Raw genomic sequence first — 14,049 nt, 5'->3', positions numbered from 1 at the left:
ATTTCGGATAATCCATTCGGGGAGTTTTCGTCTTGCGCCCTTTTACGCGCCCATATTCGCGCGCATTCGCGCCGCTGATCGCGGCCGGCGCGCTGTCCCTGTCGGTGCCCGCCTGGGCACAGGATACGACCGTCGCCAACAACCCCGCCGCCGCCGAAATGGCGGGCCAGTTGGGCAAGAACACCGTCACCATCGGCCTGGGTGCGGCCTATCTGCCGGATTACGAGGGGTCGAACGACTATAGCTTCTCGCCCGCGCCCGCCGCGTTGGCCTATATCGACGGGCACACCATCACCCTGATCGGCAATCGCCTTTCGGTCGACCTGATCGGTGACAAGAACAATCGCGACTGGGATTTCCAGGCGGGACCGATCGGCGTGGTCAATCTCGATCGCAGCGCCCCGTCGCAGATCGACGATGCCCGCGTCCGCGCCTTGGGCAAGATCGGCCCGGCGGTGGAACTCGGCGGCTATGTCGGCATCGGCAAGATCGGCGTCGTGACCAGCCCCTATGACCGGCTGTCCGTCTCGCTCAGCTATCGCCACGATGTCACCGGCGTGCACGACAGCGGCATCTGGCAGCCCTCGGTCAATTATTTCACCCCCTTGTCGACCAAGGCGGCGGTCGGCCTGTTCGCCACCGCCGAGCATGTCGGGCGCGGCTATGCCCGCCGCTATTTCTCGATCGACCAGAACCAGAGCCTGGCGAGCGGCCTGCCCGTCTATAATGCCAGCGCGGGCTGGAAGGACTGGTCGGTCGGCGGGCTGGCGACCTATTCGATCACCGGCAATCTGCTCAAGGGGTGGAAGCTGGTCGGCGGCCTGACCTATGGCCGCATGATCAACGACTTCGGCGACAGCCCGATCGTGTCGCAGGCCGGCTCGCGCAGCCAGTGGCTGAGCGCGTTGGGCATCGCCTATACCTTCTGACGTTGGTCCTCCCCGTAAACCGGGGAGGATCGCTCACGCCTGCGGGCACTCACCCGGCTGGGTCACCGGTGCGCCGCCCATATACCAGTGGCTGCGGTCGCCCATCGTCTCACGGTCGTGATAGCAGACCCGCGCCTTGGATGATCTGAGGTCGATCTCGACCGTCCAGTTGTTGTCGGCGCAGTCGTGCGGCGTGCAGCCATGCGCCGCGATGCCCTGCGTCCCCTGGCGGAAGATCGGCACGGTCACCGCGCCGCGCGACATGATCCGCTGCACGAGCTTCTGGTCGCCGACCGCGTCGTGCAGCGCGCTCGCCACCTCGGTCCGATCGAAGAAGGTCACGCCGTCGACCGCGTCGTTGGGATAATGGCCGACATAGGCGGTCAGCGGATTGACCTGCGCCACGCCCGGAATCGGCGTCGGCTTCGCGGTGCCCGGCGGCGTGAAGTTGCCCGGCGCGACGTCCGAGTCGGCATCCCCCTCCCGACTGCCACAGGCCGCGAGCGCCAGCAGGGCCAGGGGGGCAAGGAAGGCGAAGCGGCGCATGTCTCTCTCCTGACAGTCATAATCTTGCAATGGGAACGCTTTGACGGCGTGGCCGGTTGCCGGGACATGACCCATGCCGCCCCGCCCGAATCCGCGCTCGACCGCTTCGTCGTCGCCCAGGCCGACAGCCATGCCACCGCGATGGCCGAACTGCGCGCGGGGCGAAAGCAGAGCCACTGGATGTGGTTCGTCTTCCCCCAGATCGCCGGTCTCGGCCGCAGCCCGACCGCACGCCATTACGCGATCCGGGACGCCGCGGAGGCCCGCGCCTATCTGGCGCATCCGCTGCTCGGACCGCGCCTGGTCGAGGCGGTCGCCGCCGCCATCGCCGCGCCGGGTTCGGCGCAGGCGGTGTTCGGCGGGATCGATGCGATCAAGCTGCGCTCCTCGCTGACCCTGTTCGCCGCCGTCGCCGATGATCCCGCGCCGTTCCGCCAGGGACTCGACCGGTTCTTCGACGGGCAGGACGATCCGGCGACGCGGGCGAAGCTCGACCACGCCGCCCCGTGAGGCGGAACGCGGTCGAGCCCCGCCATCGGTCACTTGATCGTGACGGGCCCCGGCCCGGTGACGCTGGCCGACTGGTCGGCGGTCAGCACGATCGTCCACTGGGTCGTACCGTCGCAGACCGCGTTCCAGGTCGGATTGCCATTGACCGAAGCGGCCTCCTTCATCGCGGTGACCGACTGGCAGCTCGCGCCGCTCGGCCCCGCATCGCGGATCGCGCGGAACAGCACGCCGCGCCGCTGGCCCTCGGGCAGGTTGCGGATCTTGGCACCGAGCGCATCGGCGCTCATCACGCTCGCGTTGCCGGGCGCCATCGCCGCGGCGTTGTTGGCCGGCTCGGACGAGGAGCCGCAGGCCGCCAGTGGCAGCGCGGCCGCCAGCACGGCGAGGGTGATCGTCGAACGCTTCATATCCAGCATCCTCATATCCAGCATCCTCCAAGAATTCGGCGGCCGACGGAATGACGACCGTATCGCCTGCATAACGATCATCCGCGAAGCCGGTTGCGCGGCAATCGCACGGGGGGCAAGAAGACGCGATGAGCGACATTCATCTGGACCCGAGCTGGCTGGCGGTCCTGCGCGACCAGTTCGACGAGCCCTATATGCAGGCGCTCAAGACCTTCCTCGCCGAAGAACGCGCGAGCGGGCAGCGGATCTTTCCGCGCCCCGCCGAATGGTTTCGCGCACTCGCCCTGACGCCGCTCGACCAGGTGCGCGTGGTGATCCTGGGGCAGGACCCCTATCATGGCGAGGGCCAGGCGCATGGCCTGGCCTTCTCGGTCCAGCCTGGCGTCCGGCCGCCGCCCAGCCTGGTCAACATCTACAAGGAAATGGCGACCGACCTGGGCATCGCCCCGCCCTCCCACGGCCTGCTCGACCATTGGGCGCGGCAGGGGGTGCTGTTGCTCAACTCGGTACTGACCGTGCGCATGGGGCAGGCCGCGTCGCATCAGGGGCGCGGCTGGGAGCGGTTCACCGACGCCATCATCCGCGCCGTCGCCGCCAGGCCCGATCCCGTCGTCTTCATCCTGTGGGGCGCCTATGCCCAGAAGAAGGCGGGGTTCGTGCGCGAGATGGGCGCGGGGCGGCATTGCGTCCTGACCTCTGTCCATCCCTCGCCCCTGTCGGCACGGGGCGGCTTCTTCGGCTCGAAGCCCTTTTCCAAGGCCAACGCGTTCCTGGCCGAACATGGCCGTCCACCGATCGACTGGGCATTACCGCCGCTGTCCTGATCTGTAATCGCTATGGCATCGCTTCGCTACTGCGCGCATAGGGTGCGGCAATCCACCCATGCGACAAGGACCAAAGGCGATGGCCGACGACGAATATGTCTATGACGAAGCGACCGGCGAATGGATCAGCGCCGCCGACGCCGCCGCCAAGGCTGGCGCGGGCAGCGACGATGACGCGGTGGTAGTGCGGGACTCGGTCGGCAATGTCCTGAACGACGGGGATCAGGTGACCCTGATCAAGGACCTGACCGTCAAGGGCGCAGGCCAGACGCTGAAGCGTGGGACGCTCATCAAGTCGATCCGCCTGACCGGCGACGCGCAGGAAATCGACTGCAAGTTCGACGGGATCAAGGGGCTGGTGTTGCGGGCGGAGTTTGTGCGCAAGCGGTGAGGGTTGACATTGGACAGGTAGTTGTACAACTTTAGCTGTATGCAGGCCGTCTCCTATTCCGAAGCGCGCGAAAATCTGAAGGCGATGATCGACAAGGTCGTCGCCGACCGCGCCCCCATGGCGATCACTCGCCAACGGGGTGAAGGCGCCGTGCTGATCTCCGCCAGCGAATGGGCGTCGATCGAGGAGACGTTGTACCTGCTGCGCTCGCCCAAGAACGCCCAGCGCCTGCTGGAAAGCATTGCCGAGCTGGAAGCGGGCGGCGGCGAAACGCACGATCTTATCCAGCCGTGAAGGTCCAGTTCTCGTCACGATCATGGGCCGAGTATCTCGATCTCCATGCTCATGACGCGAAGCTGTTTGCCAAGCTCAACGCGTTGATCGAGGAGTGCCGCCGCCACCCATTCAAGGGGACCGGCAAGCCCGAACCGCTGGGCGGTAATCTATCAGGATGGTGGTCGCGCCGGATCAGTCATGAACATCGGCTGGTGTACCGGGTGGCGGGCAGTGGTGACGAACAGGTGCTGCAAGTGGCGCAATGCCGGTATCATTATTGATGGTTCTAAATCCATCCGCCAGAAACACCATGGGAAAGCGAGCTAGGCTTTGACCTCGAAAATCGAGAAAAGAATCCCGCACTGAAAACTCGCATTTTTGTTTCAAACATCAGGGTATCAATAAGATCGGACGGCGATATGGATTTGACATCCATCGAACGCTTGAGTGACCATCTTATGGAGGCGGACAAGAGTGACTGGGTTTCCGTTCTTTTAAAGGACTATACGCCCGAATTTCTTGAACAGATAACCCGCACAACGCCTTCTTGAATCCCATCCCATGGCCTTCGACTTCGCTAAGGCTGATCGGGCGTTAGAAGCTGGAGCCGCATCCTTACCGGGTGCGGCCCCTTCTTCATCACTCCGCCGGAAGGTAAACCTCCCCACCCTTCTCGCGGAACCGTTCGCTCATTTCCTGCATCCCCGCCTCCGCGTCCTCTGCCGCGACGAAGGTCTCCACCGGCGCGTTCTGCTTGGCCGCGAATTCCCGAACCTCCTGCGTGATCTTCATCGAGCAGAATTTGGGGCCGCACATCGAACAGAAATGCGCGGTCTTGGCGCCTTCGGCCGGGAGCGTCTGGTCGTGGTAGGATTCCGCCGTGTCGGGGTCGAGCGACAGGTTGAACTGGTCGCGCCAGCGGAACTCGAACCGCGCGCGCGACAGCGCGTCGTCGCGCATCTTGGCCGCCGGGTGCCCCTTGGCCAGGTCGGCGGCATGGGCGGCGAGCTTGTAGGTGACGACGCCGACCTTCACGTCGTCGCGGTCGGGCAGGCCCAGATGCTCCTTGGGCGTGACGTAGCAGAGCATCGCCGTGCCGTACCAACCGATCATCGCCGCACCGATGCCGCTGGTGATATGGTCGTAACCCGGCGCGATATCGGTGGTCAGCGGCCCGAGGGTATAGAAGGGCGCCTCGCCGCACGCCGCCAGTTGCTTTTCCATATTCTGCTTGATCTTGTGCATCGGCACGTGGCCGGGGCCCTCGATCATGACCTGCACGTCCTGCGCCCAGGCGCGCTTGGTCAGTTCGCCCAGCGTGTAGAGCTCGGCGAACTGCGCCTCGTCATTGGCGTCGGCGATCGCGCCGGGACGCAGGCCGTCGCCCAGCGAATAGGCGATGTCATAGGCCTTCATGATCTCGGTGATCTCGTCGAAGCGTTCGTAGAGGAACGACTCCTTGTGATGCGCCAGGCACCACTTCGCCATGATCGAGCCGCCGCGCGACACGATGCCGGTGACGCGCTTCGCGGTCAGCGGGATGTAGGGCAGGCGCACGCCCGCATGGATGGTGAAATAGTCGACGCCCTGCTCGGCCTGTTCGATCAGCGTGTCGCGGAAGATTTCCCAGGTCAGCTCCTCGGCGATGCCGCCGACCTTTTCCAGCGCCTGATAGATGGGAACCGTGCCGATCGGCACCGGCGAGTTGCGGATGATCCATTCGCGCGTGTCGTGGATGTTGCGGCCCGTCGACAGGTCCATGACCGTATCCGCGCCCCAGCGGATCGACCAGACCAGCTTGTCGACCTCGGACGCGACGTTGCTGGCGACCGCCGAATTGCCGATATTGGCGTTGATCTTGACCAGGAAGTTGCGGCCGATCGCCATCGGTTCGGATTCGGGGTGGTTGATATTGTTGGGGATGATCGCCCGGCCGCGCGCCACTTCGTCGCGGACGAACTCCGGCGTGACGTAATCGGGGATGCTCGCGCCGAAGCTCTCGCCGTCGCGGACATACGCCTCCAGCATCTCGCGGCCCAGATTTTCGCGGGTCGCGACATATTCCATCTCGGGCGTGATGATGCCGGCCCTGGCGTAATGCATCTGGCTGACATTCATGCCCGGCTTGGCCCGCAGCGGACGGTTCAGCCCGGTGCGCGGGAATTGCGGAACCCCGCCCGAACGGTCGGGACCGAGCTGGCCGTTGTCCTCGGGGCGGATTTCGCGCCCGTCATAGGCCTCGACATCGCCGCGCGCCGTGATCCAGTCGCGGCGGATCTGCGGCAGGCCGCCCATGATGTCGATGCGCGCGGTCGGATCGGTATAGGGACCGCTGGTGTCGTACACGCGCAGCGGCGATTCGCCCGAGGAAGGGTCGAGATGGATTTCGCGCATCGCGACGCCCAGCGGCCCGACATGGATCTTCTTCGATCCCCGGATGGGGCCGGTGGTCACGCCGATTTCGGTCTTTGCGGGGGTATCTTTCATCGTCCACTCCATGCGGAGGAAACGGACCATGAGAGATGGGGCCGCTCCCTCCCTACGCCGGTGTCAGCCGGATCAGGTTCAGCGGGTCGGGGGCTCTTGCCCCCCTCTCAAGCGCAGGCCAGCGCTCCCCCGGGGATGGGCGGAGCATAAGCGGTTTTCCACCGGATAAGAAGCGGTTTCGCAAGCCTGCACCCGACGACGCCGGGCAAGCGCATGAAAATGCCCCGACCGGCCAGGGACTGGTGGCCGATCGGGGCGGAGTGGCGCCGGAGGGCGACGGATTATCCGCTGGCGGCGCTGGTCCGGACGTTGCCGTTCAGGCCGCTGGGGAAGAAGCCGCCACCGGTGACCGCCGCCTTGTTCAGATACACGACGTTGAGCACCTGTTGCGGGGTGCGGACAAAGGCGATCGCATTCGAGTCGGCGGGGACGATGTTGGCGACCTGCTGCCCGTTGACGGTCGCGACGATGCCCTGGTCGAGGTCGGTCGAACCGTCCAGGCTGTCGCGCGCGTCGGAAATCTGCCCGGCGGCGGTGATCAGCGAGGCGTTGGACAGCCCCTTGCGATACAGCACCGACCGGATCAGACCGGCATGATAGGCCTCGGCCGCGTGGATGCCCGCCGCCGCCTCGACATAGGTCTTGTTGGTCAGCAGGGTGACGCCGCCCATATAGGCGGTAACCCCGACATCCTCGAAGATATAGGCCGCGAGGAGGAAATTCTCGTCCGAGGCGTAAGGGTCGAAGGTGCCGGTCGAGGTGACCACGCCCGCCGCGCGCGCCGCCGCGGTGAATGCGCCATTGGCATCGCCCGACAGGTTGATCGCGGGTTGCGCCACCACCGAGGTGCCGAGCGCCTGGCGAAGGAAGTTGACGTGCGCCATTTCGTCCATCGCGATCTCGCGCGCATATTGCGCGACGAGCGGATCCTGGAACTGGACCTGACGCGGCTGGCCGCTGGTGCTTGTCGCGACCGAGCCCTGCGTGCCCGTACCCGTCTGCAGCGAGGCGTTGAGCCCGGTGCCGAAGGCGGCGTAGCTGTAGAATTGCGCTTCCAGATATTCGAGCTGGAGCGCGAAGTTCAGCACGTCGGCATCGGTCACCGATCCGGTCGCGGTGGCGGTCGGGGTCGGCGTGGGGACGACGATCACATCGTCGTCGTCATTGTTGCAGGCGCCCAGCATCGCCAGGCCACCCACCGCGCCCGCTCCGGCCGCCATCCGCATGAAACGGCGACGATCGGTCCGGCGCTTGGCCGAGGCTTCGTCGATGACATCGAGAATGAAGCGTTCTTCGCTCATGATGATAATCCTCTCGAAACGAGGAAAAAGGGATCAGTTGGCGGCGCTGGCGCGGACATTGCCGTTCACGCCTTGCGGGAAGAAGCCGCCCATGGTGGCCGTCGCCTGGCTGAGATAGACGATGTTGAGCACCTGTTGCGGCGACCGGCTGAACGCGATGCCGTTCGTATCGAGCGGCGCGATGTTCGACGCCAGCTGGCCGTTGACGGTGACCTGCGCGATCCCCTGGTCGAGATCGGTCGAGCCGTCGAGGCTGTCGCGGGCGTTGGAGATCTGCGTCGTCGCGGTGATCAGCGAGGGCATCGGGTTGGTCGCGTCGTAACCCCGGCTGTAGAGCGTCGTACGCACGATCGCGGCGTGATAGGCCTCGACCGCCAGGATCCCCGCCGCCGCCTGGAGGAAGGTCTTGTTGCTGACCAGTGGCGAGGCGCCCTTGTAGGCGGTGACGCCGACATCCTCGAAGATATACGCGCCCAGCAGGAACGCGGTCGGCGACGCATAGGGGTTGAAGGTGTCGTTGGCGCCGACGACCCCGGCCGCGCGCGCGGCCGCGGTGAACGGACCGCTGGCATCGCCCGAGATGTTGATCGCGGGTTGCGCGACCGCCGCACTGCCCAGCGCGGTTCGCAGGAAGGCGACATGCGCGGCCTCGTCGGCGGCGATCTCGCGGGCATATTGGCCGACGATCGGGTCACCGCTGAAGTCCACCGCGGCTCCGCCGGTCACCGCGCCCTGCGTGCCCGTACCCGTCAACTGGTTCGCGGCCAGGCCGGTGCCGTTGGCGGCAAAGGCATAGAATTGCGCCTCGAGATATTCGAGGTTGAGCGCGAAGTTCAGGATATCGGTGTCGGTGATCGTCGACTGTGCCCCGGCCTTGCTGGTGAGGCTGAAGGCGGTGACGCCCATGGCCGCAGCGCCGATCGCGGTCTTGAAGAAATCGCGCCGCAGGTTGCGGCGTTCGGCCCGCGCGTCGAACGCGTCGAGCAGTTGTGCGCTTTCCGTCATCATGCTCCTCCCTAAAGGAACCAAGATGAGTGCTTCTGTATTTGAGTACGTGTCAGAAGAACTCACAAAGGGGCGTGGCCGAAAACTTTTACCTGGGTTTCCGGCCGGACCATGAAACGAAACGTCATCGGTTTAAAAAAGACGCAACTATTTTAAAAAAAGCGTTTTGGTGTAGTTTTATTCGGTTAAAGCGGTCATGGGGCGAGCCGAACCGATTGCGCCTCCGCGAGGTAGACCGCGAACAATTCGTCGGGATCGCTCCACTGCGCGACCGGGGTCCAGCCCCCTGCACGCAGCAGGATCTTGGCGTCGCGCGGTCCGTATTTGTGGCTGTTCTCGGTATGGATCGTCTCGCCCGCCGTCATGGCGAAGGGGCGGCCCTCGATGGTGAAGGCGACATCGCGTTCGGCGGCGAGGTGCATCTCGACCCGCGAGCGGTCGTCGTTCCACACCGCGCGGTGACGGAAGGCGTCGACCGGAATGGTGCCGTCCAGTTCGCGGTTGATCCGGTCGAGCAGGTTGCGGTTGAACGCCGCCGTCACGCCCTGCGCATCGTCATAGGCGGGGACCAGCACGTCGCTGGGCTTGGTACGGTCCATCCCGATCAGCAACATCGCCCCCTCGCCCAGCGAACCCCGCATCGCGCGCAACAGGTCGGTCGCCATGGCGGGCGTCATGTTGCCGATGGTCGAGCCGGGGAAGAAGCCCAGCTTGGGCGTATCCGCGACCATCGCGGGCAGGGTCAGCGGGCGCATGAAATCGCCCTCCAGCGGATGGATGGGCAGGTCCGGAAAGGCCTGTTGCAGGTTGCGCGCGGATTCGCGCAGGAAGTCGCCCGAAATGTCGATCGGCACATAGGCCGAGGGTTCGACACAACGCAGCAGCACCGGCGTCTTGGTCGAGGAGCCCGATCCGAACTCGACGACGGCGCGGCCCTTGCCGACATGATCGACCAGATCCGGACAGATCGTCTTCAGGATCATGGTCTCGGCCCGCGTAGGATAATATTCGGGCAGGTCGGTGATCGCCTCGAACAGCTCGGACCCCTTGCGGTCGTAGAACCAGCGGGCGGGGATGGCGCGGGGGCGGCGCTCCAGTCCGCCAAGGACGTCGGCGCGGAAGGCGGGGTCGGCCAGGGACATCTGACCGTCCTCGATCTCGGGCTTCAGCATGATTAGAGGTCCTTTGCCAGACGGACGCCGGTGAACTGCCAGCGCTGATGCGGATAGAAGAAGTTGCGGTAACAGGCGCGGGCATGGCCACGCGGCGTCGCGCAGCTACCGCCGCGCAACACGAACTGCCCGTTCATGAACTTGCCATTATACTCGCCGACCGCGCCCTCGACCGGGTGGAAGCCGGGATAGGGGCGATAGGCGCTGCCGGTCCATTCCCAGACATCGCCGAAAAAGGCGGGACCGTCGGTCGCCGGGCGCGGCTCGATCGCGCCGCCCGCGTCCATCTGATTGCCACCCGAGGCGTCGTGCGGCGCCGCCGCCGCTTCCCACTCGGCCTCGGTCGGCAGCCGGGCGCCCGCCCAGGAGGCGAAGGCGTCCGCCTCGTAAAAGCTGACATGCGTCACCGGTGCGGCGGGATCCACCGCGCGCCGCCCGTCCAGCCCGAACCGGGTCCAGCCGCCATCGCGCCGTTCCCAGTAGAGCGGCGCGGCGATCTGCTCGCCCTTCACCCAGGCCCAGCCGTCGGACAGCCAGAGGCGCGGATCGCGGTAGCCGCCATCCTCGATGAACTGCATCCATTCGGCATTGGTGACGGTGCGGTCGGCGATAGCGTGCGGATGGAGCAGCGCGTCATGGCGCGGCCCCTCGCAGTCGAAGGCGAAGCCCTTTCCGTCATGCCCGATCCGGACGATGCCGTCGCGACCGGTGATCCAGCCGATCGGCCCCGGCATCGCGACCGGGGTCTTGGGTTGCGGCGCGTGGAGCGCGGGCTCCAGCGGATTTTCGGACAGGAGATGGAGGATGTCGGTGACGAACAGCTCCTGATGCTGTTCCTCATGATGGCATCCCAGCGCGATCAGCTCGAGCGCGCAATCGGGGAGATCGGGCAGCGCCGCGAGCAGCGCGCCATCGACATGCGCCCGGTACGCCCGCACCTCGTCCAGTGTAGGGCGGGTGATCATGCCCCGACGATGCCGGGCATGTCGCTTCCCCTCCGCCTCGTAATAGCTGTTGAACAGGAACGGGAAACGCGGGTCGTGCAACCGGTAGTCGGCGACATGGTCCCGGAGCACGAAGGTTTCGAAGAACCAGGTCGTATGCGCCATATGCCATTTGGCGGGGGACGCATCGGGCATGGACTGGACCGTCGCATCGGCGTCGGACAGCGGTTCGGCCAATGCGAGGGTCAGCGCCCGCACCGATCGATAGCGTGCCGCCAGTTGATCGGCAGGCGTCACGGCCGTCGCGGAGGACGGGACGAAGGTCGGCATAGGGCGCTCCCCGGATGATGGGGGAGCCCGGCCGATCGTCTACCGGTCCGTGCGCACCCCTCCTGGAACCCAAAGAACGTCCGATGCGCCGCTTTGGTTCATCACCCGCGCCGCCACAAAAAGCCAATCCGACAATCGGTTGATGTAGGATAAGGCGTGCGGGTTGATCGGTTGGTCCTCTCCCGCCTCCGCTTCCGCGAGCGCAACTCCCGCCCGCTCGGCTCGACGGACGATGGCACGCGCCAGGTGGAGGTGCGCCGATGCCGCGGTGCCGCCGGGCAGGATGAAGCTGGTGAGAGGCGCCAGTCCGGCGTTCATCGCATCGATCTCCGCCTCCAGCCGCGCCACCTGCTCGGGCAGGATGCGCAGTGCGCCCTCGACCGCGCCGGGCGTGGCGAGATCGGCGCCCAGGTCGAACAGGTCGTTCTGGATCCGCGCCACCCGGCGAAGCATCGGTCCGTCGATCGACAGCGCCGCGACACCGATCGCGCTGTTCGCCTCGTCCACCTCGCCGATCGCGACCATCCGGGCATCCGCCTTCGACCGGCGCGACCCGTCGACCAGCCCCGTGGTACCCGCATCGCCGGTGCGGGTATAGATTTTCGTCAGCCTGACCATGGGATCAGGTCTTTCCCGCCATGAACAGGAGCAGGACGACAATGGTGATCGCCAGCGCCTGGAAGAAGATGCGCTGCTGCATCATCCGGTTGGACTTGAGCTGCGACGCGGTCGGCCCCTCGCCCTTCGCCTCGGCGGTCGCTTCCTGAAGGAAGGAGATGATGCCGCGCACCAGCGCGACCACGGTGGCGATCATCGCGGCGATCAGCAGGATCACGAGAAAAGTGCTCATGACGAAAGCTTACGCCTCCCCCAGCCGAAATCCAGCAGGAAGCATATTGCGGCGCAGCGCGTCCGCGAGCGCGCGCCCGTCCTCGCCCCCCTCGCGCATCGCCGCCAGCGCGGGCGCGCCGTGACGCTTGGCGAGGCGCTGCCCGTCAGCGCCGACGATCAGCGGATGGTGGTGATAGAGCGGCGTCGCCAGGCCCAGCAGCGCCTGGAGCAATCGGTGGACATGCGTCGCCTCGAACAGGTCGACCCCGCGCACCACATGCGTGACGCCCTGCGCGGCATCGTCCACCGTCACCGCGAGATGATAGCTGGCGGGGGCATCCTTGCGCGCCAGGATCACGTCGCCATGGGAAAGCGGATCGGCGGCGACGACACCCGCGACGTCGTCCTGCCAGTATAATGGCCCGGCGAGCGCCACCGCGCGCGCCATGTCGATCCGCCAGCCATGCGGCTCCGCCATCCGTCCGGCACGAACATCGGGGGTCAGGTGACGGCAGGTCCCCGGATAGACCGGCCCGGCCCCGTGCGGCGCGGACAGGCTGGCCGCGATCTCCGCACGGGTGCAGAAACAAGGGTAGAGCAGATCCGCCAGCCGCCCCTGCGCCGCCGCATAAAGGTCCAGCCGTTCGGACTGGAAGGACAGATCGTCCCATCCCAGCCCCAGCCATTCCAGATCGCGGAAGATCGCCTCGACATGCTCGGGCCGACTGCGCGTGCCGTCGATATCCTCGATCCTGAGCAGGAAGCGCCCGTCCCCCGCACGCGCCAGGTCATGCGCGCGCACCGCCGACAAGGCATGGCCCAGATGCAGCCGACCGGTCGGGCTGGGCGCGAAACGCGTCACGGGTCGCACTCCGCTCATCGTCCACCCCCTTGACCGCATTTCATTTCCCATGCTGTCATAGGCATGTCACGACGCTGCGCGAAGAGGCACGGCGTACCGCAAAGGGAGGAGCTGTGTTTCATCCCGACTTGATCCGACACCCGGACTCCTGTCCGGCTCTCGTGCTGAACGCCGATTATACGCCGCTGTCCTATTACCCGCTGTCGGTCTGGCCCTGGCAGACCGCGGTGAAGGCCGTGTTCCTCGACCGGGTGGATATCGTCGCCCATTACGAGCGCGAGGTGCGCAGCCCGACCGCGAAGGTCAAGCTGCCCTCGGTCATCGCGCTGAAGCAATTCGTGAAGCCGTCGCAATTTCCGGCCTTCACCCGCTTCAACCTGTTCCTGCGCGACCGTTTCTCATGCCAATATTGCGGATCGCACCGCGACCTGACCTTCGACCATGTCATCCCGCGCGCGCAGGGCGGCCGCACGACATGGGAGAATGTCGTCACCGCCTGCGCACCATGCAATCTGAAGAAGGGCGGACGCACGCCGCGCCAGGCCGCGATGCCGCTGCATATCGAGCCGATCCGCCCGACCAACTGGCATCTGCAGGAGCATGGGCGCAGCTTTCCGCCCAATTATCTGCATGAAACGTGGCACGACTGGCTGTACTGGGACGTTGAGCTGGAAGCGTAACGAAGCTGGGAGTGTCGAATGCGTGCATGGGCGATGGGCTTGGGGCTGATGGCGTTGACGGCCGCCACCACCGCCTGCGGAAAGAAGGAAGAGAACCGCGCCGAGGCCGACCGCGCCGCCGCAAAGGCCGGATTCGTGCCGCCCTCGGTGACCAGCCGCGTCGATTTCGGTGGCATGATGGCACGCCGCTTCCGCGAGCTCGACCGCGACGGCAACGACGTCATCACCGCCGAGGAAATGCCCACCACCAATTCGCGGCTATGGGCGCTCGACCGCAACAAGGACGGCGAGATCACCGAAAGCGAGTTCTTCGAGGGGATGCTCGCGCGGTTCGACCGGATGGACCTGAACCGCGACGGCACGGTCACCTCGGAAGAGCGCGAAGCCTCCCGCACCGAACGCCCCGCCACACCGAGCAACCCGGTGGCGACGGGCGCGGGCGCGCCAGGAAATGCCCGCTGAGAGAAAGACGTTCTTCCCTCTCCCCTGGACAGGGGAGAGGGTTAGCGAAGCTTGCCAGCGTGCTGGCTAGCGCAGCTTGGGTGAGGGGTTGA

18 protein-coding genes and 1 riboswitch are annotated in these 14,049 nt (G+C 65.9%); of the genes, 8 read left to right on the top strand and 10 right to left on the bottom strand.

Annotated elements, in window-relative coordinates:
• The first annotated feature begins 32 nt into the window (after positions 1-32).
• Complete coding sequence (locus tag LRP66_RS11385; RefSeq protein WP_230482714.1) at positions 33-929, top strand: MipA/OmpV family protein; 897 nt, start codon at positions 33-35, stop codon at positions 927-929.
• A 33-nt stretch (positions 930-962) separates the two neighbouring features.
• Here LRP66_RS11385 and LRP66_RS11380 read toward each other — a convergent pair whose 3' ends face one another.
• Complete coding sequence (locus tag LRP66_RS11380; protein WP_230482713.1) at positions 963-1,475, bottom strand: hypothetical protein; 513 nt, start codon at positions 1,473-1,475, stop codon at positions 963-965.
• Positions 1,476-1,541: 66 nt separating this feature from the next.
• Between LRP66_RS11380 and LRP66_RS11375 the strand changes: the two genes are divergently transcribed.
• Positions 1,542-1,985, top strand: coding sequence for a DUF1810 domain-containing protein (locus LRP66_RS11375; RefSeq protein ID WP_230482778.1), 444 nt, complete (start codon positions 1,542-1,544; stop codon positions 1,983-1,985).
• A 29-nt stretch (positions 1,986-2,014) separates the two neighbouring features.
• On the opposite strand, the gene LRP66_RS11370 is transcribed toward LRP66_RS11375, so the two are convergent.
• Positions 2,015-2,392 (bottom strand): hypothetical protein, encoded by a 378-nt coding sequence (locus LRP66_RS11370; RefSeq protein WP_230482712.1) that lies wholly within the window; start codon positions 2,390-2,392, stop codon positions 2,015-2,017.
• A 128-nt stretch (positions 2,393-2,520) separates the two neighbouring features.
• Between LRP66_RS11370 and ung the strand changes: the two genes are divergently transcribed.
• The 4 genes from ung to LRP66_RS11350 all read left to right on the top strand — a co-directional run bounded on the left by ung (position 2,521) and on the right by LRP66_RS11350 (position 4,164).
• Positions 2,521-3,216 carry a uracil-DNA glycosylase gene (gene ung / locus LRP66_RS11365; RefSeq protein ID WP_230482711.1) on the top strand — a complete coding sequence of 232 codons (696 nt, stop codon included), beginning with the start codon at positions 2,521-2,523 and terminating at the stop codon, positions 3,214-3,216.
• A gap of 79 nt (positions 3,217-3,295) precedes the next feature.
• Complete coding sequence (locus tag LRP66_RS11360; protein WP_230482710.1) at positions 3,296-3,607, top strand: alkylphosphonate utilization protein; 312 nt, start codon at positions 3,296-3,298, stop codon at positions 3,605-3,607.
• 21 nt (positions 3,608-3,628) lie between these two features.
• Entirely contained in the window at positions 3,629-3,901 is a 273-nt protein-coding gene (locus LRP66_RS11355; protein WP_230482709.1) for a type II toxin-antitoxin system Phd/YefM family antitoxin, read from the top strand.
• On the top strand, positions 3,898-4,164 hold the full coding sequence (locus LRP66_RS11350; RefSeq protein ID WP_183952547.1) for a Txe/YoeB family addiction module toxin: 267 nt from the start codon (positions 3,898-3,900) through the stop codon (positions 4,162-4,164). Before LRP66_RS11355 ends, LRP66_RS11350 begins: the two co-directional genes overlap by 4 nt.
• Positions 4,165-4,522: 358 nt before the next feature.
• On the opposite strand, the gene thiC is transcribed toward LRP66_RS11350, so the two are convergent.
• The 8 genes from thiC to gluQRS form a co-directional block, all read right to left on the bottom strand.
• On the bottom strand, positions 4,523-6,370 hold the full coding sequence (gene thiC / locus LRP66_RS11345; RefSeq protein ID WP_230482708.1) for a phosphomethylpyrimidine synthase ThiC: 1,848 nt from the start codon (positions 6,368-6,370) through the stop codon (positions 4,523-4,525).
• 45 nt (positions 6,371-6,415) lie between these two features.
• Positions 6,416-6,506, bottom strand: a riboswitch (TPP riboswitch).
• A 145-nt stretch (positions 6,507-6,651) separates the two neighbouring features.
• Positions 6,652-7,671, bottom strand: coding sequence for a ferritin-like domain-containing protein (locus LRP66_RS11340; protein ID WP_230482707.1), 1,020 nt, complete (start codon positions 7,669-7,671; stop codon positions 6,652-6,654).
• Positions 7,672-7,704: 33 nt separating this feature from the next.
• Positions 7,705-8,676: a ferritin-like domain-containing protein gene (locus LRP66_RS11335; RefSeq protein ID WP_230482777.1), complete on the bottom strand. Its 972-nt coding sequence runs from the start codon at positions 8,674-8,676 to the stop codon at positions 7,705-7,707.
• A gap of 194 nt (positions 8,677-8,870) precedes the next feature.
• Positions 8,871-9,848, bottom strand: coding sequence for an L-histidine N(alpha)-methyltransferase (gene egtD, locus LRP66_RS11330; RefSeq protein ID WP_230482706.1), 978 nt, complete (start codon positions 9,846-9,848; stop codon positions 8,871-8,873).
• Between the two features lie 2 nt (positions 9,849-9,850).
• Positions 9,851-11,122: an ergothioneine biosynthesis protein EgtB gene (gene egtB / locus LRP66_RS11325; RefSeq protein ID WP_230482705.1), complete on the bottom strand. Its 1,272-nt coding sequence runs from the start codon at positions 11,120-11,122 to the stop codon at positions 9,851-9,853.
• Positions 11,123-11,161: 39 nt separating this feature from the next.
• On the bottom strand, positions 11,162-11,740 hold the full coding sequence (locus LRP66_RS11320; RefSeq protein ID WP_230482704.1) for a cob(I)yrinic acid a,c-diamide adenosyltransferase: 579 nt from the start codon (positions 11,738-11,740) through the stop codon (positions 11,162-11,164).
• Between the two features lie 4 nt (positions 11,741-11,744).
• The gene (locus LRP66_RS11315) at positions 11,745-11,972 is read right to left on the bottom strand and encodes a twin transmembrane helix small protein (RefSeq protein ID WP_230482703.1); all 228 of its coding nucleotides are present in this window, start codon (positions 11,970-11,972) and stop codon (positions 11,745-11,747) included.
• Positions 11,973-11,981: 9 nt separating this feature from the next.
• A complete protein-coding gene (gene gluQRS, locus LRP66_RS11310; protein ID WP_230482702.1) occupies positions 11,982-12,833 on the bottom strand; it encodes a tRNA glutamyl-Q(34) synthetase GluQRS in 852 nt (283 codons plus the stop codon).
• 95 nt (positions 12,834-12,928) lie between these two features.
• Between gluQRS and LRP66_RS11305 the strand changes: the two genes are divergently transcribed.
• On the top strand, positions 12,929-13,495 hold the full coding sequence (locus LRP66_RS11305; protein WP_042485172.1) for an HNH endonuclease: 567 nt from the start codon (positions 12,929-12,931) through the stop codon (positions 13,493-13,495).
• 18 nt (positions 13,496-13,513) lie between these two features.
• On the top strand, positions 13,514-13,957 hold the full coding sequence (locus LRP66_RS11300; RefSeq protein ID WP_230482701.1) for a hypothetical protein: 444 nt from the start codon (positions 13,514-13,516) through the stop codon (positions 13,955-13,957).
• The last annotated feature ends 92 nt before the right edge of the window (positions 13,958-14,049 follow it).

Source organism: Sphingomonas sp. Leaf21 (genome assembly GCF_916858675.1).
Lineage (GTDB): Bacteria > Pseudomonadota > Alphaproteobacteria > Sphingomonadales > Sphingomonadaceae > Sphingomonas.
This window is presented reverse-complemented; position numbering and strand designations above follow the sequence as displayed.

Excerpts from the sequence above, each read along its gene's own strand:
- LRP66_RS11380 (WP_230482713.1), bottom strand. The coding sequence starts at position 1,475 with ATGCGCCGCTTCGCCTTCCTTGCCCCCCTGGCCCTGCTGGCGCTCGCG.
- LRP66_RS11375 (WP_230482778.1), top strand. The coding sequence starts at position 1,542 with ATGACCCATGCCGCCCCGCCCGAATCCGCGCTCGACCGCTTCGTCGTC.
- LRP66_RS11370 (WP_230482712.1), bottom strand. The coding sequence starts at position 2,392 with ATGAAGCGTTCGACGATCACCCTCGCCGTGCTGGCGGCCGCGCTGCCA.
- ung (WP_230482711.1), top strand. The coding sequence starts at position 2,521 with ATGAGCGACATTCATCTGGACCCGAGCTGGCTGGCGGTCCTGCGCGAC.
- LRP66_RS11360 (WP_230482710.1), top strand. The coding sequence starts at position 3,296 with ATGGCCGACGACGAATATGTCTATGACGAAGCGACCGGCGAATGGATC.
- thiC (WP_230482708.1), bottom strand. The coding sequence starts at position 6,370 with ATGAAAGATACCCCCGCAAAGACCGAAATCGGCGTGACCACCGGCCCC.
- LRP66_RS11340 (WP_230482707.1), bottom strand. The coding sequence starts at position 7,671 with ATGAGCGAAGAACGCTTCATTCTCGATGTCATCGACGAAGCCTCGGCC.
- LRP66_RS11335 (WP_230482777.1), bottom strand. The coding sequence starts at position 8,676 with ATGACGGAAAGCGCACAACTGCTCGACGCGTTCGACGCGCGGGCCGAA.
- egtD (WP_230482706.1), bottom strand. The coding sequence starts at position 9,848 with ATGCTGAAGCCCGAGATCGAGGACGGTCAGATGTCCCTGGCCGACCCC.
- egtB (WP_230482705.1), bottom strand. The coding sequence starts at position 11,122 with ATGCCGACCTTCGTCCCGTCCTCCGCGACGGCCGTGACGCCTGCCGAT.
- LRP66_RS11320 (WP_230482704.1), bottom strand. The coding sequence starts at position 11,740 with ATGGTCAGGCTGACGAAAATCTATACCCGCACCGGCGATGCGGGTACC.
- LRP66_RS11315 (WP_230482703.1), bottom strand. The coding sequence starts at position 11,972 with ATGAGCACTTTTCTCGTGATCCTGCTGATCGCCGCGATGATCGCCACC.
- gluQRS (WP_230482702.1), bottom strand. The coding sequence starts at position 12,833 with ATGAGCGGAGTGCGACCCGTGACGCGTTTCGCGCCCAGCCCGACCGGT.
- LRP66_RS11300 (WP_230482701.1), top strand. The coding sequence starts at position 13,514 with ATGCGTGCATGGGCGATGGGCTTGGGGCTGATGGCGTTGACGGCCGCC.